Raw genomic sequence first — 20,910 nt, 5'->3', positions numbered from 1 at the left:
CATACCTCCACCCCGTTAGACTCGGCCTTTGGCACCTTTGTGTCTTCACACGGCCCACCAACGGTCGCGGGGACCGTCCGCCAGCAATCGGAAGCACGGGAAGAGATGTCGGCACCCAATAAGTCGTACGACCCTGTCGAGGTCGAGGCGTTGAAACCGGAAGAGATCGAGCGCATGCGGGACGAGGCGCTCGCCGCCTTCGCCGCCGCGGACTCCCTCGACGCGCTCCACGAGGCGAAGGTCGCGCACACCGGCCCCGCCTCCCCGCTGGCCCTCGCCAACCGCGAGATCGGCGCGCTGCCCCCGCACGCCAAGGCCGAGGCCGGCAAGCGCGTCGGCATGGCCCGCGGCGCCGTGAACAAGGCCCTCGCCGGCCGCCAGGCCGAACTGGAGGCCGAGCGTGACGCCCGGGTGCTGGTCGAGGAGGCGGTGGACGTCACGCTGCCCTACGACCGCGTCCCGGCCGGCGCCCGGCACCCGCTGACCACGCTCTCGGAGCGCATCGAGGACATCTTCGTGGCCATGGGCTACGAGGTGGCCGAGGGCCCGCAGGTCGAGGCGGAGTGGTTCAACTTCGACGCGCTCAACATCGGACCGGACCACCCGGCCCGCGGCGAGGCCGACACCTTCTTCGTGCAGGGCCCCGACGGCGGCACCGAGTCCGGTGTGGTGCTGCGCACCCACACCTCGCCCGTGCAGATCCGCTCGATGCTCGACCGCGAGCTGCCGGTCTACGTGATCTGCCCCGGCGTCGTCTACCGCACCGACGAGCTGGACGCCACCCACACCCCGGTCTTCCGCCAGGTCGAGCTGCTCGCCGTGGACGAGGGCCTGACCATGGCCGACCTCAAGGGCACCCTGGACCACATGGTCCAGTCCCTGTTCGGCGAGGGCATGAAGACCCGGCTGCGGCCCAACTTCTTCCCCTTCACCGAGCCGAGCGCCGAGATGGACATGCTCTGCTACGTGTGCAAGGGCGAGTCCGTCGGCAACCCCGACCGGCCCTGCCGCACCTGCTCCAGCGAGGGCTGGATCGAGCTGGGCGGCTGCGGCATGGTCAACCCGCGGGTCCTGACGGCCTGCGGCATCGACCCGGAGAAGTACAGCGGCTTCGCCTTCGGGTTCGGCATCGAGCGGATGCTGATGTTCCGCCACAACGTCGAAGACATGCGAGACATGGTCGAGGGTGACGTCCGGTTCACCCGGCCGTTCGGGATGGAGATCTGATGCGGGTCCCGCTTTCTTGGCTGCGGGAGTACGTCGACCTGCCGGCGACGGAGACCGGCCGCGACGTCCAGGCCAAGCTCATTTCGGCCGGCCTGGAGGTCGAGACCGTCGAACAGCTCGGCGCCGACCTCAAGGGTCCGCTGGTCGTCGGCCAGGTGCTGACCATCGAGGAGCTGGAGGGCTTCAAGAAGCCGATCCGCTTCTGCACGGTCGACGTCGGCCAGGCCAACGGCACCGGTGAGCCCCAGGAGATCGTCTGCGGCGCCCGCAACTTCTCCGTCGGCGACAAGGTCGTCGTGGTCCTCCCGGGTGCCACGCTCCCCGGCGGGTTCTCCATCTCCGCCCGCAAGACCTACGGCAGGACGTCCCACGGCATGATCTGCTCCAGCGACGAGCTGGGCATGGGCGACGACGGCGCGCACGGCATCATCGTGCTGCCGCCGGAGACCGAGGTCGGCAAGGACGCCATCGAGCTGCTCGAACTGGTCGACGAGGTCCTGGACATCGCCGTCACCGCCAACCGCGGCGACTGCCTGTCCATCCGCGGTGTGGCCCGCGAGACCGCCATCGCCTACGGCCTGCCGCTGCGCGACCCGGCCCTGCTGGACGTACCGGCCCCGAACGCCTTCGGTTACCCGGTCCAGGTCGGCGACCCGTTCGGCTGCGACCGCTTCACCGCCCGCACCGTCACCGGGCTGAGCCCCGAGGCGCGCTCCCCGATCTGGCTCCAGCGCCGGCTGCAGAAGGTCGGCATGCGCCCGATCTCGCTCGCCGTCGACGTCACGAACTACGTGATGATGGAGCTGGGCCAGCCCCTGCACGCCTACGACCGCAGGCTGGTCCAGGGCACCATCGGCGTGCGCCGGGCCGAGGAGGGCGAGAAGCTCGTCACCCTCGACGGCGTCGAGCGCACGCTGCACGCCGAGGACCTGGTCATCACCGACGAGCGCGGCCCGATCGGCCTCGCCGGTGTCATGGGCGGCGCGAACACGGAGATCGCCGACCACGAGGACGCCGAGAACGCGACGACCGACGTGGTCATCGAGGCCGCCCACTTCGACGCCGTCTCGATCGCCCGTACGGCCCGCCGCCACAAGCTGCTGTCCGAGGCGTCCCGCCGCTTCGAGCGGGGCGTCGACCCGCAGGCCGCCGCGGCCGCCGCGCAGCGCACCGTGGACCTGCTGGTCCTGCTCGCCGGGGGGACGGCGGAGGCCGGCGTCACCGAGGTCGTCGCGCCCTCGGCCCCGCACACCATCACCATCCCGGCCGACCACCCGGACAAGGTCGCGGGTGTCGCGTACGGCCGTGAGACGGTCGTCCGCCGCCTCCAGCAGGTCGGCTGCGACGTGTACGGGCAGGACGAGCTGATCGTCACCGTCCCGTCCTGGCGGCCCGACCTGGCCGAGGCGAACGACCTCGCCGAGGAGGTCATCCGCCTGGAGGGCTACGAGAACCTGCCCTCCACGCTGCCCAAGCTCCCCTCGGGCCGCGGCCTCACGCACCGCCAGCGGCTGCACCGCCGGGTCGGCCGCGCGCTGGCCGGCGCGGGCTACGTCGAGGCGCCGAACTACCCGTTCGTCAGCGAGCAGGTCTTCGACCAGCTCGGCCTGGACTCCGACGATCCGGCCCGCCGTGTCGTCAAGCTGGTCAACCCGCTCAGCGACGAGGAGCCCGCGCTCCGCACCACGCTGCTGCCGGGCCTGCTCGGTGCGCTGCGGCGCAACGCCGGCCGGGGCGCGCACGACCTGGCGCTGTTCGAGACCGGGCTGGTGTTCCACCCGCGCGAGGAGCAGCGCGTCGCCACGCACCTGCCCGTCGACCGGCGTCCCACCGACGAGGAGATCGCCGCGCTGAACGCCGCGCTGCCCGAGCAGCCGCGGCACGTGGCCGTCGTCCTCGCGGGCGCCCGCGAGCAGGCCGGCTGGTGGGGCAAGGGCCGTCCCACGGAGTGGGCCGACGCCGTCGAGGCGGCGCGTGCCGTCGCCCGTGAGGCCGGAGCCGAGCTGGTCGTGCGCAAGGGGCAGTACGGTCCCTGGCACCCCGGCCGCTGCGCCGAGCTGGTCGTCGTCGCCGACGGCACGGAGCGGGTCGTGGGCCATGCGGGAGAACTGCACCCGCGTGTCCTCAAGGCCCTGGGCCTGCCGGAGCGGACGTGTGCCGCGGAGCTGAACCTGGACGCCCTGGAGGCGGCGGGCGACGGCGCCCCGCAGGCGCCGTCGATCTCCACGTTCCCCGTCGCCACGCAGGATGTCGCCCTCGTCGTCGACCAGTTCGTGCCGCACGCCGACGTGGAGGCCGCGCTGCGCGAGGGCGCGGGTGAGCTTCTGGAGTCCATCCGGCTGTTCGACGTGTACGAGAACGCCGAGCAGCTGGGGGACGGGAAGAAGTCGCTGGCCTACGCGCTCCGCTTCCGGGCCGCGGACCGGACGCTGACCGTGGACGAGGCGTCCGCCGCGCGGGACGCCGCGGTCGCCCTCGCGGGCGAGCGGACGGGTGCGGTCCTCCGGGGCTAGACGCCGTTCGGGGTGCTGTGTGCGACCGGCCGCGGATGTGTCGCGGCCGGTCGCGCGGTTCCCCGCGCCCCTGGGGGGAGCGGACCCGGCCGTTCACTGCATAAATGCAGGTTGCCTGGGGTTGTCTCACTCGTTCGGGTGGCAACCGAGGGCGATCCGACCCGCCTGGGTCATGCCGTCGACAGAATCGGACCGGCCTTTCGGGGTCGGTCCGTCTGCTCTGTCAGGGCCCACATGGGGGACCAGAGGCATGATCCGCATCAAGGCACGGGCGCCCACCGGGCGGGCCGTCGTACTGCCCACCCTCTGGGGAGCCTTGGCGGTCGGCTACAAGCTCGGCTGCCCGCTCGCCCAGCAGGACGGGATCGGGGCGCGCATCGTCACCAGCGCGGTGTTCTTCGCCGTCGGTACCGGCCTCATATGCCGTGTGCGCCGCGCCCTGCTGCGGGAGCTGCGGTTCGCCCGGCGGGCGGCGCGCGCCGCGCAGAACGTCGTCCTGCGTCCGCTGCCACCGCGGCTCGACGGGATCGATGTCGCCGCCGCCCAGCTGTCCGCCGACCGGGGCGCGAGCGTCGGCGGCGATCTGTACGAGGCCATCGCCACCGAGCACGGGGTGCGGGTGGTCATGGGGGACGTACGGGGGCACGGCCTGGCCGCCCTCGGCACCGTCGCCGCCCTCCTCGGCAGCTTCCGCGAGGCCGTACACGACGAGCCCGAACTGGACCGGGTGCTCCGCAGACTGGACCGCGCCCTCGCCCGCCACCTGCGCGAACGCGCCCGCGCCGAACATCCCGCGAACGGTCCCGCCGACCTCGACAACCCGGTCGCCGAGGAGTTCGTCACCGTTCTGCTGCTGGAGATCGCCCGGGACGGCGAACTGCGGGTCCTCAACTGCGGCCACCCGTGGCCGTACATGCTGAGGGACACCCGGGTCGAGCAGCTGACCCGCGGGGAGCCGCTTCCGCCGCTGGGGCCGTTTCCGCTGCCGGCGGAGCTGGAGGCCGATCGCTGCGGCCGGCTGCTTCCGGGGGAGTCCCTCGTCCTGTTCACGGACGGTGTGGAGGACGCGCGCGACGCCAGGGGACGGTTCTTCTCCTTGGCGAGGTCGCTGACCGAGGCCGTGCGCAAGCACCCGGTCACCCCGCAGGCGGTCCTGCGTACGGTCTTCACCGCACTGCTCGACCACACGGGCGGCACCCCGGACGACGATGTCGCACTCCTCGTCCTGTGCAACGGACGTGGACGCAGACCGGGGGCGCGGGGCGAGGACGTCGGCGGCTCCGCCGCGCGGGGTTGCCAGGCCCCCACACACCCGCAGCCGACGACGCACCGTTAGCCCCGCCCCGGCCAAGCCACCGTCGTTCGAGGGGGAGCCGGCGGCTTGGCCGGCCTCTTGCGAGGCATCTCAGTCAACCGACGCGGCACGCTCCGCAACAGCGCGCACACGGCCCGGGTCCAGGCACTCCGTTCACACCCCGTGTGAACGCGTACGCACTACGCTGACCGCACCAGTGCCACTCGGGGGGCATCCCATGCAGCCCAACACTCTGCTCGACGCCATCCTGGACGAGGCGGGCATCTCCCACGCCGGCCTCGCCGCCCACGTCAACCAGGCGGGCCGCAGACGCGGACTCGTGCTGCGGTACGAACACACCGCCGTGGCACGCTGGTTGAAGGGCCAGCGGCCCCGCGGCCAGGTGCCCGACCTGATCTGCGAGGTGCTGGCTGCCCGGCTCCAGCGGCCCGTCACGCTCGACGACATCGGGCTCGGCGTGCCCGGGGAGCCGGGCACCCCGCACGCCGGCTCGCTGGGCGGATTCGTGGAGCGGGCCACCGCCCTGTGGCGGTCGGACGAGCAGCAACGCCCCCATGTGCTGGGCGCGCCGGCCGTCACCGGGACGCCCGCCGTGATGCCGGTGTGGGAGTGGGAGAACCCGCCCGAGGACGTGGACGTCTCCCGCGGCGGCCGGCACCCGGTCACCGCGGCCGACATCGAGATGCTGCGGGCCGCCCGGACGCACTACGAGCAGATGTACCGCAAGGCCGGCGGCGTCGCGACCCGGACGCGGATCGTCGGGTTCCTCAACACCGAGGCCGCGCCGCTGCTGCGCGGCGGTTACACCGACGCCACCGGCCGCCAACTGCACCGGGCGACCGGTGGGTTGGTGGCGATCGCGGGCATCTGCGCCTACGACTCCGACGCGCACGGACTCGCCCAGCGCTACTTCCACCAGGCGCTGCGGCTGGCGAAGGCGAGCGGGGACCGGGGACTCGGCGCGTACGTCATCGCGCTGCTGGTCAACCAGTCGTTGTTCATGCGGGAGTACCGGCAGGCGGTCGCCTTCGCCGAGGCCGCGCTGCGCGCCGCCGGCCGGCACATCACCCCGGCGCTCGCCTCCGACCTGTACGCGATGCAGGCCAAGGCGTACGCGCACCTCGGCGACAGCGGCAGCGCGCTGTCCTGCATCCGGCGCGCGGAGACGGCCGCCGAGCGGATCCGGCGCGGCTACGAGCCCGACGAGACCGGGTACGTCCAGCCGGGGCTGGTCAATGTGCAGGTGGCCGAGGCGCTGCTCAGCCTCGGGGAACTCGCCGCGGCCCGGGAGCACGCGGCGGCGGCCGTCGGCAACCCCGCCCACGACCGGGGGCGGGTGCACCGGCTGGCCATGCTCAGCACGGTCGAACTGCGTCAGGGCAACGCCGAGAAGGCCGTGGCCACCGCCGTGCAGATGGCGGAGCAGGCCCGTGGAATGGAGTCCCAGCGGCTGCGCGACCGACTGCGTGCGGTACGCGAGCATCTGGTGCGCTGCGGCTCGGCCGGCACCGCGGAAGCCGCCGAACTCATCGACGGCGCACTGCGCGTACCGCTGTAGGCCCACTGCAGGCACACCGTCCCTGCTGCGATATTGCCACTTACTCAGCGGAAGGTGGCAGAACCGTGCAGTGGACGAAACAGAGCGAACAAACTGTGTATGAAAACCGCTGGTTCAGCGTCAATCTCGCAGATGTCGAGCTGCCGGACGGCCGGCACCTCGACCACTTCCTGATCCGGCTGCGCCCGGTGGCCGTGGCCACGGTGGTCAACGAGGCCAACGAGGTGCTGCTGCTGTGGCGGCACCGCTTCATCACCGACAGCTGGGGCTGGGAGCTGGCCGCGGGCGTGGTCGAGGACGGCGAGGACATCGCGAGCGCGGCGGCCCGGGAGCTGGAGGAGGAGACCGGCTGGCGGCCGGGGCCCCTGCACCACCTGATGAGCGTGGAACCGTCCAACGGTCTCACCGACGCCCGGCACCACATCTACTGGTCCGACCGGGGCGAGTACGTCGGGCATCCCGTGGACGACTTCGAGTCGGACCGGCGCGAATGGGTCCCCCTCAAACTCGTCCCCGACCTGATCGCCCGTGGGGAGGTCCCGGCCGCCAACATGGCGGCCGCGTTACTCCTGCTGCACCACCTCAGGCTCGCCGAAGGCTAGAGCCGGCGGCTGGAGAGCCGGCGGCCGGAGGTCGGCGGCTAGTGGGCTGCCAGCGCCTGCCAGACCGTCACCACGAGCGCGCCGAGCGCGGTCAGCGCGGCGAGCGAGGGCAGCGGCCAGCGTGCGTGTTCCAGCGAGGCCATCCGGGAGTTCAGCTCGTCCAGTTCCTTGGCGGACTCCTCGGTGCGGTGACGCAGCAGTGCCAGCCCTCCCTCGACGCGGGCGTAGGCCACGTCGAGGCGGCGCCGTAACTCTGCGAGTTCTCCCTGGACCACGGGATGCTCCGGATCGGCGGTCACGGGTCCGCTCCTTTCGGTGGTCGAAGTGGATGATTCGCATCCCTTGCATGCGCATGAAGAGTCAACTCGCCTGGTGGGCGCGTGGGGAGCGTGTGTGACGGGCATATGCGTGCCCGGCGCTCACACGGTGTGTGAAACGGAAGGGCCCGGCACCGAAGTCCGGTGCCGGGCCCGCGGGGCGTCGCTCTTCGTAATCAGCCGTAGGTGTAGAAACCCGAGCCGGTCTTCCGGCCGAGCCGGCCCGCCTCGACCATGCGCTGGAGCAGCGGGGGAGCGGCGTACAGCGGCTCCTTGTACTCGGCGTACATGCTGTTGGCGATGGAGACGATGGTGTCCAGGCCGATCAGGTCGGACAGCTTCAGCGGGCCCATCGGGTGGGCGCAGCCCATCTCCATGCCGTTGTCGATGTCCTCGCGGCTCGCGATGCCCGACTCGAACATCCGGATCGCGGAGAGCAGGTAGGGAACGAGCAGCGCGTTCACCACGAAACCGGAGCGGTCCTGGGCGCGGATGGCGTGCTTGCCGAGCACCTTCTCGGCGAAGACCTGGGCGCGGCCGAGGGTGCCCTCGGAGGTGGTCAGCGCCGGGATCAGCTCGACCAGGTGCTGCACCGGGGCCGGGTTGAAGAAGTGGATGCCGACCACGTGGTCCGGGCGGGCGGTGGCGACCGCCAGCTTCACCAGCGGGATCGAGGAGGTGTTGGAGGCCAGGATCGCGTCCGGCCGGGTCACCACCTGGTCGAGCACCTGGAAGATCTCGGTCTTCACCTGCTCGTTCTCCACGACGGCCTCGATCACCAGGTCCCGGTCGGCGAACTCGCCGAGGTCGGTGGTGAAGCTCAGCCGGGCCTGCGCGTCGTCCCGCTCCGCCTCGCTGATCTTTCCGCGCTCGGCGGCCTTGGACAGGGAGTTGAACAGCCGGGTACGGCCGATCTCCAGGGCCTCGCCGGTGGTCTCGGCGACCTTCACGTCCAGTCCCGCGCGGGCGCACACCTCGGCGATGCCCGCGCCCATCTGGCCGCAGCCCACGACCCCGACGCGCTCGATGTCGGTCACATCGTTCCCTTCGCTGAAGTTCCGGCTCGCTGGCAGACCTCCGGGTTCGGCGCCTGCTCCGATCGTGCACGTTACCGCCAAGTATCGATGATCGATCGTCCGGGTGGGGGCATCCTGAACGGCGAAACCATCCGTGACCGAGCGGATCCGAAGCGTGAGAGGGGCGCCGATGGGGCGTATGTCGCGGCGGGCCTTCGCACTGGCCGCGCTGTCCACGCTGGCCACCGCCCCGGTCGCCACCCCGGCCGAGGACGCGGCCGTCCCGGCCCCGGGCGCCGCGGCCGGCGCGGGGCGGAGCGGGACCGCCGAGCTGCGGGGCGTGTGGATCGCGACCGTCGTCAACCGGGACTGGCCCTCGCGTCCCGGCCTCACGGCGAGCGCCCAGCGCAAGGAACTGATCGCCCACCTCGACCGGGCGGTCCGCAACCGGCTCAACACGGTGATCCTCCAGGTGCGGCCCACCGCGGACGCGCTGTGGCCGTCGCCGTACGAGCCCTGGTCCGAGTACCTCACCGGCACCCAGGGCCGCCATCCCGGCTGGGACCCGCTCGGCACCGCCGTCGCCGAGGCCCACGCCCGGGGCCTGGAACTGCACGCCTGGTGCAACCCGTACCGGATCGCCAACCACACCGACCCCGGCCGGCTGGCCGCCTCGCACCCGGCGCGCGAGCACCCCGACTGGGTGGTGCCCTACGGTGGCCGGCTGTACTACAACCCCGGTCTGCCCGAGGTCCGCGCCTTCGTGCAGCAGGCGATGCTCGACGCGGTCGCCCGCTACCCGGTCGACGCCGTCCACTTCGACGACTACTTCTATCCCTACCCGGTCGCCGGCCAGACCTTCGACGACGACGAGGCGTACGACCGCCACGGCGGCGCCTTCACGAGCCGGGCCGCCTGGCGGCGCGACAACATCGACCGGCTGGTGCGCGAGACGGCCGCCGGCATCCGGCGGGTCCGGCCCGGCACCCGGTTCGGGATCAGCCCCTTCGGCGTGTGGCGCAACGCGTCGACCGACGCGCGCGGCTCCGACACGCAGGCGGGCGTCCAGACGTACGACGACCTGCACGCGGACACCCGCGCGTGGGTCCGCAACCACTGGATCGACTACATCGTCCCGCAGCTCTACTGGCACATCGGCTACTCCGCCGCCGACTACGCCCGCCTCGTGGCGTGGTGGGCGGAGGTCGCCCAGGGCACGAAGACCCTGCTGTACATCGGGGAGGCGCTGTACCGGGCGGGTGCCGCCGGGCAGCCCGCGGCCTGGCAGGACCCGGTCGAGCTGTCCCGCCACCTGACCCTCGCCGCCCGGTACCCGCAGGTGCGCGGGCATGTGTTCTTCGCCGCCAAGGACCTGGCGGACGATCGGATCGGGGCGATGGCCCGGGTGGTCGCCGACCACTACCGGGGGCCGGCGACACCACCGTGGTGACTACTGCTGTTGCTTGTCCCGGTGCTTGACCTGGCAGTCGGGGCCGGGGGACATGATCGCCTCGTGGCCGTCGTCGAAGCGGACGCGATAGGGCGGGTTGCCGTTCTCACCCATCACCTCGACGACTTCGGTGACCTGGTCGTGCTGGCCCACCACCCTGCCGTGCTGGACAAGCTTGTCGCCCTTGGATGCGCGCATCTACCGGCCCTCCTCACGCTCACGACCGCTGGGTGACGGCGATGCACACGAGCACGGCCACGGCGGTCAGGGGAGCGGCCACCGTGAAGTGCTCGCCCAGCAGCAGCGCCGACCACACCAGTGTGAGCAGGGGCTGGGCCAACTGCAACTGGCTGGCCCGGGGGATGCCGATGGCCGCCATCCCCCGGTACCAGACCAGCAGCCCGAAGAACGTCGAACCGACCGCCACCCACACCAGGCCCGTCACCCCGTGGACGCTCGGGTGCACCGGCTCGTACGACAGCGCCAGCACCGCGGCCGGCACGGTCAGCGGCAGACACAGCACCAGCGCCCAGCCGATGACCTGCCAGCCCGGCATGACCCGGGCCAGCCGGCCGCCCTCGGTGTACCCGGCCGCGCACACCAGCAGCGCCCCGAACAGAAAGCCGTCGGCCGCGGTGAGCGCGCCGCCGCTCTGGCCGACGGTGAAGGCGAGCACGGCCACCGCGCCCGCCACGGCCGCCAGCCAGAACCGGCGGGAGGGCCGGGCACCCGTGCGCAGCGCCGAGAACACGGCCGTGGTCAGCGGCAGCAGCCCCACCACGACGGCCGCGTGGGCGGTGGTGGAGGTCTGCAGGGCGAGCGTGGTCAGCAGCGGGAAGCCCAGCACCACTCCGGCGGCGACCACGGCGAGGCCGGCGAGACGGCGCGGCGCCGGAAGCGGCACCCGCAGGGCGAGCAGGCAGCCGCCGGCGACCAGGGCGGCGAGCACGCCGCGCACCGCCACGAGCGACCAGGGGCCGAAGCTCTCCAGCCCCCAGGCGGTCGAGGGGAAGGTCAGCGAGAAGGCGACCACGCCGAGGGCGGCCTGGGCGGTGCCGAGTGCCCGCGGCTCCCGGGGAGCGGTGACTGCTATCGGGCTCGCAGTAGTAGCGCTACTCTGTGTTCTCATGCAACAGCGTAGCAGCGTCGGTGAACTGGCAGAACGGCTCCGTGGCGAGCTCGACCGCTACTCTCCGGGTGGAAAGCTCCCGTCGAGCCGGGCGCTGGTCGAGCGGTTCCGGGTCAGCCCGGTGACCGTCTCCCGGGCGCTCGCCCAGCTCGCCGCCGAGGGTCTGGTGGTCACCCGGCCGGGCGCCGGCGCCTTCCGGGCCCGGCCGCACAGCCCGGAGCCCCCCGCCGGGGACACCTCCTGGCAGGAGGTCGCGCTGAGCGCCGACGGCACCCCCGACCTCGTGCCGCGCACGGTGGACGCCTCCGGTGTCACGGTCTCGCTGGCCGCGCCGCCGCCCGGGGTGCTGGAGTTCAACGGCGGCTATCTGCACCCCTCGCTCCAGCCGGAGCGGGCCATGGCGGCGGCGCTGGCCCGGGCCGGGCGACGGCCCGGCGCCTGGGGGAGACCGCCGCTCGAAGGGCTGCCGGAACTGCGGGAGTGGTTCGCCCGCGGCATCGGCGGCGCCGTCACCGCCGCCGAGGTGCTGATCGCGGCGGGCGGCCAGGCCGCGCTGGCCACCGCCCTGCGCGCGCTCGCCCCGCCCGGCGCGCCCGTGCTCGTGGAGTCGCCCACCTACCCGGGCATGCTGGCCCTCGCCCGCGCGGCCGGTCTGCGGCCCGTCCCGGTGCCCGTGGACCCCGACGGGGTACGGCCCGGTCTGCTCGCCGACGCCTTCCACGCCACCGGCGCCCGGGTCTTCGTCTGCCAGCCGCTGTTCCAGAACCCCACCGGTGCCGTGCTGGCGCCCGCCCGGCGCGCCGAGGTGCTGCGTATCGCCCGCGAGGCCGGCGCGTTCGTGGTCGAGGACGACTTCGTCCGCCGGCTGGTGCACGCCGACGCCGGCCCGCTGCCCCGCCCGCTGGCCGCCGACGACCCGGACGGCGTCGTCGTCCACGTCGGCTCGCTGACCAAGGCGACCTCGCCCAGCTTCCGGGTGAGCGCGCTGGCCGCGCACGGGCCGGTGCTGGAAAGGCTGCGCGCCATCCAGGTCGTGGACAGCTTCTTCGTCCCCCGGCCGCTCCAGGAGGCCGCCCTGGAACTCGTCGGCTCCCCGGCCTGGCCCCGCCACCTGCGGGCGCTCTCGGCCGAGCTGAAGACCCGCCGCGACGCGATGACGGGCGCGCTCGCCCGGCAGCTGCCCGAACTCGTGCTGCCGCACATCCCGTCCGGCGGGTACCACCTGTGGCTGCGGCTGCCCGAGGGCACGGACGAGGGCGCGCTGACCGCGGCGGCCCTGCGCGCGGGCGTCGCCCTCACCCCCGGCCGCCCCTACTTCAGCGCCGAACCGCCCGCCGCCCACCTCCGCCTGAGCTTCGCGGCGGTGGCCGGCACCGGGGAGATCGCGGAAGGCGTCCGGCGGCTGCGGGCGGCGTGCGACGAGGTCGTCGGAAATCCGCTCGCCCGGCCGCGGCCGGCCCTGTGATGATCCACCGCATGAGCGATACACCGGTTCTCCCCGACGGTTACGAGTTCTCCGCCGACACCGCCCGCGTCGACGTCGGCCGCGTGCACGGCTGGCTGTCGTCCGACGCGTACTGGGCGATCGACCGCCCGCGCGAACAGCACGAGCGGGCGATGGCGCACTCGCTGAACTTCGGGGTGTACGACACGGCCTCGGGCGAGCAGGTGGCGTACGCGCGCGCGGTCACGGACCAGGCACTCTTCGCCTGGCTCGCGGACGTGTACGTCGACCCGTCGGTGCGCGGCAAGGGCATCGGCACGGCGTTCGTCGGCCGCATCCGCGACCACCTCAAGCCCTTCGGGGTGCGCCGCGTCCTGCTCGCCACGCACGACGCGCACGGGGTGTACGCGAAGATCGGCTTCCGGCCGCTGGACCGGCCCGACCAGTGGATGGTGCACACCCCCTTCGGGTAAACATGCGCATACCTCTGGTAACTCCGCTGTAACGGCCCTTGACCTGCACCTCCCGGCGGCTCACCATCACCGCATGCCACTGAGGGTGACGTTCGTCGCCGCCGCGCGCGGTGCCCCGCTGCTCGCGGAGCGCTTCGAGGACGACCGGCCGCTGGACCAGGCCGGATGGGACGAGGTGCAGCGCGTCGCCGGGGACCTGCTGCCGCTGGCGGCGGCCGAGCTGCGCTACTGCTCGCCGACCCCGCGCAGCCGGGCCACCGGCGACGCGCTGGGGTACGCCCCGCTGGTCCAGCTCGCGCTGCGGGACTGCGACATGGGCCGCTGGCGCGGGCTGACGCTGGGGGAGGCGATGGCCCGGGAGCCGGAGGCGGTGGACTCCTGGCTCGCCGACCCGCGTGCCACCCCGCACGGCGGCGAGTCCCTGCTGGCGTTCATCTCCCGGGTCGGCGGCTGGCTGGACACCCGGCCGGTGGACGACGCCGGCCGGATCGTCGCCGTGGCCGAGCCGTCCGTGATCCGGGCGGCCCTGGTCTACGCCCTGAAGGCGCCGCCGTCGAGCTACTGGAACATCGACGTCCGTCCGCTGTCCACGACCACGGTCTCCGGCCGCTCGGGCCGCTGGAACCTCCGCTTCGACGGGATCCCGGCTCAGCGCTCGCGCACGTAGTCGGTGGTCAGGACGAGGTCCTTCGCCGGGCCGCCGACCCGCCACACCGTGCGCCAGTGGTCGGCGTCTTGGACGGTGAACTCGCCCCGGTAGAAGTCGGCCGCGCAGGGGTGGCCGGCGACGTACCGCCCGGTGGTCAGGTCCAGCTCGTGGAAGGGCCGGCCGTCGGCGAACCGCACGTCCGCCCGGCCCGGCGTGGGCCCCGGCAGGAACCGCAGCGTCCGGGTGGCCGGCCGGGCCGTCCCGTCCCAGGTGAAGGTGCCGGACTCCTCGTGCAGCAGCCCGCCACCGTCCAGCGGGCTGAAGACGGTGGTCCCGGTGAAACGGCCCTCGGCGCCGCTCGCCAGATCCCGCACGGTGCGCTCGACACGCCAGCGTCCGGCCAGATGGGCCAGGACGTCGGGCACCGGCCAGAACCCGCGCGTTTCGCCGTGCGGCGTCAGCACATCCATGAGGCGAGCTTACGGGGGCGACCGCGTCCGCCCCATTGACGTGTCCATACCCCTTCCCTATCTTGCCGTTCGAAGTGCTGACCAATGTCTGATATTTCGAACGCCAAGAGCCCGCGGAGTATCCATGTCGCGCACCACCCGCTTAAGACTCGGCCTGGGAACGAGCGCCGTCCTGCTCGCCACGGCCGTCCTCCCCGCCCCCGCCCCCGCCCACGCCGAGGACGTCACCGACTACTCGATCACCGTCGACCCCACCGCCACCGGGCCGAAGATCGACAAGACGATGTACGGCGTCTTCTTCGAGGACATCAACCGCGCCGCCGACGGCGGCCTGTACGCCGAACTCGTCCAGAACCGGTCCTTCGAGTACTCCACCGACGACAACAGGTCGTACACCCCGCTGACCGCGTGGACGGTCTCCGGCACCGCGCAGGTCGTGAACGACTCCGGCCGGCTCAACGGCCGCAACCGCGACTACCTCTCTCTGGGCGCCGGTTCCTCCGTGACCAACGCCGGCTACAACACCGGCATCGCGGTCCAGGACGGCAAGACCTACGACTTCTCGGTCTGGGCCCGCGGCGACGCCGGCAGCAGCCTCACCGTGACCCTCCAGGACTCCGGCGGCCCGCTCGCGACCGCCCGGCGGATCGCCGTGAAGAAGGACGGCTGGGCCCGGTACGAGGCGTCCTTCGCGGCCGGCCGCACCAGCACCACCGGCCGGCTCACCGTGGCCGCCGACGCCGCTACCAGCCTGGACATGGTGTCCCTCTTCCCGCGCGACACCTACCGGCACGAGCCCAACGGCCTGCGCAAGGACCTCGCCGAGAAGGTCGCCGCCCTGCACCCGGGCTTCGTCCGCTTCCCCGGAGGCTGCCTGGTCAACACGGGCTCCATGCAGGACTACAGCGAGGCCTCCGGCTGGCAGCGCAAGCGCTCCTACCAGTGGAAGGACACCGTAGGCCCGGTCGAGACCCGCGCCACGAACGCCGACTTCTGGGGCTACAACCAGAGCTACGGCCTCGGCTACTACGAGTACTTCCGCTTCGCCGAGGACGTCGGCGCCATGCCGCTGCCCGTCGTGCCGGCCCTCGTCACCGGCTGCGGCCAGGACACGGCCGTCGCCGACGACGCCCTGCTGGAGCGGCACATCCAGGACACCCTCGACCTCGTCGAGTTCGCCAACGGACCGGTGACGAGCGAGTGGGGCAGGAAGCGGGCCGCGATGGGCCACCCCGAGCCCTTCCACCTCACCCACATCGAGGTCGGCAACGAGGAGAACCTGCCGAACGAGTTCTTCGCCCGCTTCCGGCAGTTCCGCGCGGCCGTCCAGGCGAAGTACCCGTACGTGCAGGTGATCTCCAACTCCGGCCCCGACGACGCCGGTCCCGTCTTCGACACGGCCTGGAAGCTCAACCGGGCCGCCAAGGTCGACATGGTCGACGAGCACTACTACAACAGCCCGCGGTGGTTCCTGCAGAACAACGACCGCTACGACTCCTACGACCGCTCCGGCCCGAAGGTCTTCCTCGGCGAGTACGCCTCCCAGGGCAACGCCTTCAGGAACGGCCTCGCCGAGGCGGCGTACATGACCGGCCTGGAGCGCAACGCGGACGTCGTCAAGCTCGCCTCGTACGCCCCGCTGTTCGCCAACGAGGACTACGTGCAGTGGAGCCCGGACATGGTGTGGTTCAACAACCACGCCTCCTGGGGCTCGGCCGACTACGAGGTCCAGAAGCTGTTCATGACCAACGTGGGCGACCGCGTCGTGCCCAGCACGGCCACCGGCACCCCGGGCCTGAACGGGCCCGTCACCGGCGCCGTCGGCCTGTCCACCTGGAACACCGGCGCCGCCTACGACGACGTGTCGGTCACCGCCGCCGACGGCAGGACCCTGCTGAGCGACGACTTCTCCGGTGACGCCTCGCAGTGGACCCACACCGGCACCGGCAGCTGGACCGTCCAGGGCGGCCGGTACGTCCAGACGGACGACACCGCCGAGAACACCATGGTCCAGGCCGGTGACGTCCACTGGCACGACTACGACCTGCACGTGAAGGCCACCAAGACGTCCGGCAGGGAAGGCTTCCTCGTCGCCTTCGGGGTCAAGGACACCGGCAGCTACTACTGGTGGAACCTGGGCGGCTGGAACAACACCCGGTCGGCGGTCGAGCAGGCCGTGGACGGCGGCAAGTCGACGCTGATCTCCAAGGCCGGGTCGATCGACACGGGCCGCGCCTACGACATCGACATCAAGGTGCGGGGCCGCCAGGTCACCCTCTCCCTCGACGGCAAGGAGTGGGGCAGCTTCACCGACGACAAGCCGGCCGAGCCGTTCCGCCAGGTCGTCACCCGCGACGCGAAGACCGGCGAGCTCATCGTCAAGGTCGTCAACGCCCGGTCCGCCGCCGCCCGTACGGCCATCGACCTCGGCGCTGCCCGGGTCGCGTCCAGGGCCGAGGCGACCACGCTCGCCGCCGCGCCGGACGCGGTCAACACCGAGACGTCCACGGCCGTCGCCCCGCGGACGTCCACCCTGACCCAAGTCGCGCGGAAGTTCACGTACACCTTCCCGGCGAACTCCGTCACGTTCCTGCGGATCAAGCAGAAGTAGCCGCGGCCGCGGGCTGTGCGGCCGGTCAGGGGATTCACCTAAAAAACACCTCTCGGAAAGCCGCTGTTTTCCCGGGCATCCGGGAATTCATGCGATGTTCCCCGTATTCGGAGGAACTCGCCCCACTTTTTGGTGAGCACACAACCATGCGGAAAGAAGCCCCGTCTAAGTCGGCGAAACAGACGAAATGAATTCGCTGGGGGCCTCCCGACACATGGACCGCTCGACCTCGCCCCATGCGCCGCGGCGGGCCGCCGCCCTGCTCGCCGCGGCCGTCACGATCACCGCCTTCTGCGCCGGTGACGTGCTGGCGCGCAGCCATCCCTTCGGCCCCCGCACCCGCAGCGTCAACGACCTCGGCAACCAGTACGTGCCCTTCCACGCCCACCTGTGGGACCTGCTGCACGGCAGGGCCCACGGCGGCCTCCTCGTCAACTGGCAGTCGGGCTACGGCGCTTCCTTCCTGCCCGACCTCGGCACCTACCTCGGCAGCCCCTACGCCCTGCTCGTCGCCCTCTTCCCGCGCGACGAGATCGACCTCGCCGTCTACGCCGTCACCCTCCTGAAGACCGCCACCGCCGCAGCGGCCATGGCCTGGCTGCTGCTCACGCTGCGCCCCGGACGCTGGTGGGCGGCGGGCCTGCTCGGCGCCTCGTACGCGCTGTGCGGCTGGAGCACGGCCGACGCCTCCTACAACCCCATGTGGCTCGACGGCCTGATCACCCTGCCGCTGCTGTGCCTGGTCGGAGAGTGGGCGCTCGCCGGACGCCGGCGCCGCCTGACCGGGGTCCTGATCGTCGCCCTCGTCTGGACCGCCAACTTCTACACCGCCTACATGGCCACCCTCGGCGCCGCCCTGGTCCTGCTGCTGCGCCTGCTGCTCGCCCGCCCACCGCGCCGGCAGGCGCTCGCCACCGCCGGCCGCGCCGCCCTCACCACCGTCCTCGGCGTGGGCCTCGCCGCCCCGCTGGTCACCGTCGTCTACTTCGGCACCCGGCACGCCTACCCCGGCCGGGTGCGGCAGTTCACCCCGGTGCCCGCCGAGGACGTCGCAGCCCGGCTGCTGCCCGCGACCTACGGCTTCGGCTCCCCGGCCCTCTACGTCGGCCTCACCGCCCTGCTCCTCGCCCTTGCGCTGCCCTTCCACCGGGCGGTCCCGGTCCCGGTCCGCACCGGCTGGACGGCGCTGGTGCTCGCGGTGGCCCTCTCCCTCCAGTGGGGCCCCACCCATCTGGTCTGGCACGCCTTCGCCACCCCGCAGGGCAGCGCCTACCGGCAGGCGTTCGTGCTGTGCGGCCTGCTGGTGATCGCCGCCTGGCACGCCCTGGCGTACGGCGTCCCCGGCCGGCGGGCGCTGGGCGCCGCGACCGTGCTGCTGGCGCTGATCGTCGTCGCCGCCGGCCGCAGCACGCTGGTCGGCTGGTACACCTGGCCGGTGCTGCTGCCCGCCCTCGCGGGCGCCCTCGCGGGGCTCGTCCTGCTGGCCCGCGCCGGTGGGCAGCGCACCCGGCTCGCCGGACTGGCCGTCGTCCTCCTGCTCGCCGTGCAGGCCGGCGAGGGCGCCGCCACCTCCGCCGTGGCCACCCGGATGCGCCTCGCGCACATGGACGACTACGCGCCCTGGGGCCGGCGGCAGGAGACGCAGGCGGCGGCGATCGCCGGGGCCGACGGCTGGCCCCGGTACCGCACCGACCCCGGCCGCGAGCAGACCGTCGGCAACGACCCGCTGCTGGTGGGCGGCGAGGGCGCCCAGTACTACAGCAGCCTGACCTCGGGCGTGCTCAGTCGCACCCTCACCGCGCTGGGCGACGGCTGGACCTCGCGCGGCCGGAGCGTGCAGAGCCTGGACAACGCCGTCACGGACGTCGTCTTCTCGGTCGGCGCCCGGGTGCACTCCCCGCCCGACCCGCACCAGAAGCACGTGCCCCCGGGCGGCGGACCGGTCACCGTCACCCGGCGGGAGGTACCGCCCCTGGTCACCGTCCGGGCCGCACCCGGCAGAACACCGTTCGGGCCGTCGCCGTACCGCAACCAGGAACTGCTGCTGGGCAGCCGCGTCTACACCGTGCCCCGCTTCACCGTGCACGACGACGGCGGGCGCCCGGTCCCCGGCCGCCGCGTCGGCACCGGAAGCGCCCTGGCCCGGCCGACGATCACCGCCCGGTGCCCGGCCGGCACCCGGGTCCACCTGTGGGCCCCGCACTTCTCCGGCACCGCACGGCTGGCCGGCGCCGCCGCATCGGCCCGGTTCAGGTTCGTGTTCCCGCGCAACCGCGCCGCGCTGCAGCCGCTCGGCCCGGCCCCCGCCTCCGGGCGGCTGCGCATCGAGCTGGCCCCGGACCGGCCCGGCCGCATCCCGCCCGGCGCCGTCGGCTGCCTGGACACCGCCCGGCTGGACACCGCAGCCGCCGCGCTGAAGGCGACCGGCGCCACCCGCGTGACCGTCTCCGACGGCACCCTGCGGGCCCGGCTGCCCGCCGGCAGCAAGGGCATCGCGGTCGTCGCGGCACCCCGGATCGCCGGCTGGCGGTGCGCCACCGGGGACGGCCCCGAGCGTCCCGCCGGTGACTTCCACGGCCTGATCGCCGTGCCCCTCGACGGCACCGCCACCAGCCTGACCTGCACCTTCCACCCACCCGGCCTGCGGCTGGGCACGGCCGTCGGGGTCGCCTCGCTGCTCACCCTCGCCCTGCTCACCGCCGTCAGCACCGTCCGCCGCCGGCGCGCCCCGGCGCCGCCCACGACCACGTCACCGCGCGAGCGGCTGACCACCGCTCTCTGACCGCGCCCAGGGGGGATCCCGCAATGCTGATATCGATCGTCGCGCCCTGCTACAACGAGGAAGACGTCCTGGCCCGCTTCCACGAGGAGGTCCAGAAGGTCGCCGAGGAACTGCTGCCCCTCGGCCACGACATGGAGTTCGTGTACGTGGACGACGGCAGCCGGGACCGTACGCTCGCCGTCCTGGAGGACCTGGCCGACCTGGACTCCCGGGTGCGCTACGTCTCCTTCAGCCGCAACTTCGGCAAGGAGGCGGCCCTGCTCGCCGGCCTGCGGCACGCCTCGGGCGACTCGGTGATCGTCATGGACGCCGACCTCCAGCACCCGCCGGAGCTGATCAAGCGCATGGTCGCGCTGCGCGAACAGGGCCACGACCAGGTCATCGCCAAGCGCACCCGCACCGGCGACCGGCTCACCCGGACCCTCACCGCCCGCCTGTACTACCGGCTCGTCAACCGCCTGGTCGACGTCGAACTCGTCGACGGGGTCGGGGACTTCCGGCTGCTGTCGCGCCGGGTGGTGGACGCGGTGCTCGCCCTCACCGAGTACAACCGCTTCTCCAAGGGCCTGTTCGCCTGGGTGGGCTTCCCGAGCACCACCTTCGAGTACCAGAACGCCGCGCGCGAGGCCGGCCGCAGCTCCTGGAACCTGCGCGGCCTGCTCAACTACGGCCTCGACGGCCTGCTGTCCTTCAACAACCGTCCGCTGCGCGCCGCGCTCTGGCTCGGCGTGGGCCTGCTGCTGTGCGCGGGCCTCTACACCGCCTGGATCGTGGGCGCCGCGCTCGTCAACGGCGTCCAGACCCCCGGCTATGTGACCATCATCACCGCCGTGACCGCCCTTTCGGGCGTCCAGATGGTCATGCTGGGAGTCATCGGGGAGTACACCGGCCGCATCTACTACGAGGTGAAGGGGCGCCCGCACTTCCTGGTGAAGGCGACCAATGTGGAACGGACGAAAGACCTCATTCCCTGATGCGGCAGATTCTGACCTTCGCGGCGGTGGGTGTCGTCAACACGGCGACCTACTACTGCCTCTACCTCTTGTTCCTGGCCGCCCTTCCTTATCTGGCGGCGCACGTCCTGGCATTCGCGCTCAGCATGATCGGCTCCTTTTTCCTGAACGCGCGCTTCACCTACCGGATACGGCCCACCTGGCGGAAATTCCTGCTGTTCCCGCTGACGAACCTCACCAACTTCCTGATCACCACGGCCGGGGTGTACCTGATCGTCGACGTCCTGCACGCCGGCAGCCGCTTCGCCCCGCTGCTCGCCGCGGCCCTGGCCGTCCCGGTCACCTTCCTCGTCTCCCGCTGGGTGATGCTCCCCAAGCCGATTGCATAAACGTGCAGCGAT

At 72.5% G+C, this 20,910-nt stretch carries 18 protein-coding genes; 13 read left to right on the top strand and 5 right to left on the bottom strand.

Features of this window, described 5'->3' with window-relative positions; translation table 11 throughout:
- Positions 1 to 105 precede the first annotated feature (105 nt).
- The 5 genes from pheS (at position 106) to S1361_RS08850 (ending at position 7,215) form a co-directional block, all read left to right on the top strand.
- Entirely contained in the window at positions 106 to 1,227 is a 1,122-nt protein-coding gene (pheS, locus tag S1361_RS08870) for a phenylalanine--tRNA ligase subunit alpha (RefSeq protein ID WP_208031296.1), read from the top strand.
- Positions 1,227 to 3,740 carry a phenylalanine--tRNA ligase subunit beta gene (pheT, locus tag S1361_RS08865; protein WP_208031295.1) on the top strand — a complete coding sequence of 838 codons (2,514 nt, stop codon included), beginning with the start codon at positions 1,227 to 1,229 and terminating at the stop codon, positions 3,738 to 3,740. Before pheS ends, pheT begins: the two co-directional genes overlap by 1 nt.
- 250 nt (positions 3,741 to 3,990) lie before the next feature.
- Entirely contained in the window at positions 3,991 to 5,076 is a 1,086-nt protein-coding gene (locus S1361_RS08860) for a PP2C family protein-serine/threonine phosphatase (RefSeq protein WP_208031294.1), read from the top strand.
- A gap of 196 nt (positions 5,077 to 5,272) precedes the next feature.
- Positions 5,273 to 6,613 carry an NsdA family TPR-like regulatory protein gene (locus S1361_RS08855; protein ID WP_208031293.1) on the top strand — a complete coding sequence of 447 codons (1,341 nt, stop codon included), beginning with the start codon at positions 5,273 to 5,275 and terminating at the stop codon, positions 6,611 to 6,613.
- A gap of 65 nt (positions 6,614 to 6,678) precedes the next feature.
- Positions 6,679 to 7,215 carry an NUDIX hydrolase gene (locus S1361_RS08850; RefSeq protein ID WP_078611712.1) on the top strand — a complete coding sequence of 179 codons (537 nt, stop codon included), beginning with the start codon at positions 6,679 to 6,681 and terminating at the stop codon, positions 7,213 to 7,215.
- A gap of 38 nt (positions 7,216 to 7,253) precedes the next feature.
- Here the strand turns inward: S1361_RS08850 and S1361_RS08845 are convergent, their stop codons facing one another.
- Both S1361_RS08845 and S1361_RS08840 read right to left on the bottom strand, forming a co-directional pair.
- A complete protein-coding gene (locus S1361_RS08845; RefSeq protein WP_208031292.1) occupies positions 7,254 to 7,514 on the bottom strand; it encodes a hypothetical protein in 261 nt (86 codons plus the stop codon).
- A gap of 194 nt (positions 7,515 to 7,708) precedes the next feature.
- A complete protein-coding gene (locus S1361_RS08840) occupies positions 7,709 to 8,569 on the bottom strand; it encodes a 3-hydroxybutyryl-CoA dehydrogenase (protein ID WP_208031291.1) in 861 nt (286 codons plus the stop codon).
- A gap of 178 nt (positions 8,570 to 8,747) precedes the next feature.
- Between S1361_RS08840 and S1361_RS08835 the strand changes: the two genes are divergently transcribed.
- A complete protein-coding gene (locus tag S1361_RS08835) occupies positions 8,748 to 9,998 on the top strand; it encodes a glycoside hydrolase family 10-like protein (RefSeq protein ID WP_425087991.1) in 1,251 nt (416 codons plus the stop codon).
- On the opposite strand, the gene S1361_RS08830 is transcribed toward S1361_RS08835, so the two are convergent.
- Together S1361_RS08830 and S1361_RS08825 are read right to left on the bottom strand one after the other, a co-directional pair.
- The gene (locus tag S1361_RS08830; RefSeq protein WP_208031289.1) at positions 9,999 to 10,196 is read right to left on the bottom strand and encodes a DUF1918 domain-containing protein; all 198 of its coding nucleotides are present in this window, start codon (positions 10,194 to 10,196) and stop codon (positions 9,999 to 10,001) included.
- A 19-nt stretch (positions 10,197 to 10,215) separates the two neighbouring features.
- Positions 10,216 to 11,127 carry a DMT family transporter gene (locus S1361_RS08825; protein ID WP_208031288.1) on the bottom strand — a complete coding sequence of 304 codons (912 nt, stop codon included), beginning with the start codon at positions 11,125 to 11,127 and terminating at the stop codon, positions 10,216 to 10,218.
- On the opposite strand from S1361_RS08825, the gene S1361_RS08820 reads away from it, so the two are divergent.
- The 3 genes from S1361_RS08820 to S1361_RS08810 all read left to right on the top strand — a co-directional run bounded on the left by S1361_RS08820 (position 11,126) and on the right by S1361_RS08810 (position 13,711).
- Positions 11,126 to 12,592 (top strand): aminotransferase-like domain-containing protein, encoded by a 1,467-nt coding sequence (locus S1361_RS08820; protein ID WP_208031287.1) that lies wholly within the window; start codon positions 11,126 to 11,128, stop codon positions 12,590 to 12,592. The genes S1361_RS08825 and S1361_RS08820 overlap by 2 nt on opposite strands.
- 11 nt (positions 12,593 to 12,603) lie before the next feature.
- Positions 12,604 to 13,044 (top strand): GNAT family N-acetyltransferase, encoded by a 441-nt coding sequence (locus S1361_RS08815; protein ID WP_208031286.1) that lies wholly within the window; start codon positions 12,604 to 12,606, stop codon positions 13,042 to 13,044.
- Between the two features lie 73 nt (positions 13,045 to 13,117).
- Entirely contained in the window at positions 13,118 to 13,711 is a 594-nt protein-coding gene (locus tag S1361_RS08810; protein ID WP_208031285.1) for a histidine phosphatase family protein, read from the top strand.
- On the opposite strand, the gene S1361_RS08805 is transcribed toward S1361_RS08810, so the two are convergent.
- The gene (locus S1361_RS08805) at positions 13,693 to 14,163 is read right to left on the bottom strand and encodes a DUF6314 family protein (RefSeq protein WP_208031284.1); all 471 of its coding nucleotides are present in this window, start codon (positions 14,161 to 14,163) and stop codon (positions 13,693 to 13,695) included. The genes S1361_RS08810 and S1361_RS08805 overlap by 19 nt on opposite strands.
- A gap of 124 nt (positions 14,164 to 14,287) precedes the next feature.
- Here S1361_RS08805 and S1361_RS08800 point away from each other — a divergent pair, with 124 nt between their 5' ends.
- The 4 genes from S1361_RS08800 to S1361_RS08785 all read left to right on the top strand — a co-directional run bounded on the left by S1361_RS08800 (position 14,288) and on the right by S1361_RS08785 (position 20,898).
- Entirely contained in the window at positions 14,288 to 16,774 is a 2,487-nt protein-coding gene (locus tag S1361_RS08800; RefSeq protein WP_208031283.1) for an alpha-L-arabinofuranosidase C-terminal domain-containing protein, read from the top strand.
- A gap of 214 nt (positions 16,775 to 16,988) precedes the next feature.
- Positions 16,989 to 19,556, top strand: coding sequence for a YfhO family protein (locus S1361_RS08795; RefSeq protein ID WP_208031282.1), 2,568 nt, complete (start codon positions 16,989 to 16,991; stop codon positions 19,554 to 19,556).
- A gap of 23 nt (positions 19,557 to 19,579) precedes the next feature.
- Positions 19,580 to 20,530 (top strand): glycosyltransferase family 2 protein, encoded by a 951-nt coding sequence (locus S1361_RS08790; RefSeq protein WP_208031281.1) that lies wholly within the window; start codon positions 19,580 to 19,582, stop codon positions 20,528 to 20,530.
- The gene (locus tag S1361_RS08785) at positions 20,530 to 20,898 is read left to right on the top strand and encodes a GtrA family protein (protein WP_208031280.1); all 369 of its coding nucleotides are present in this window, start codon (positions 20,530 to 20,532) and stop codon (positions 20,896 to 20,898) included. The genes S1361_RS08790 and S1361_RS08785 overlap by 1 nt, the downstream gene beginning before the upstream one ends.
- Positions 20,899 to 20,910: the final 12 nt, after the last annotated feature.

Source organism: Streptomyces cyanogenus, assembly GCF_017526105.1.
GTDB classification, from domain to species: Bacteria; Actinomycetota; Actinomycetes; order Streptomycetales; family Streptomycetaceae; genus Streptomyces; species Streptomyces cyanogenus.
This window is presented reverse-complemented; position numbering and strand designations above follow the sequence as displayed.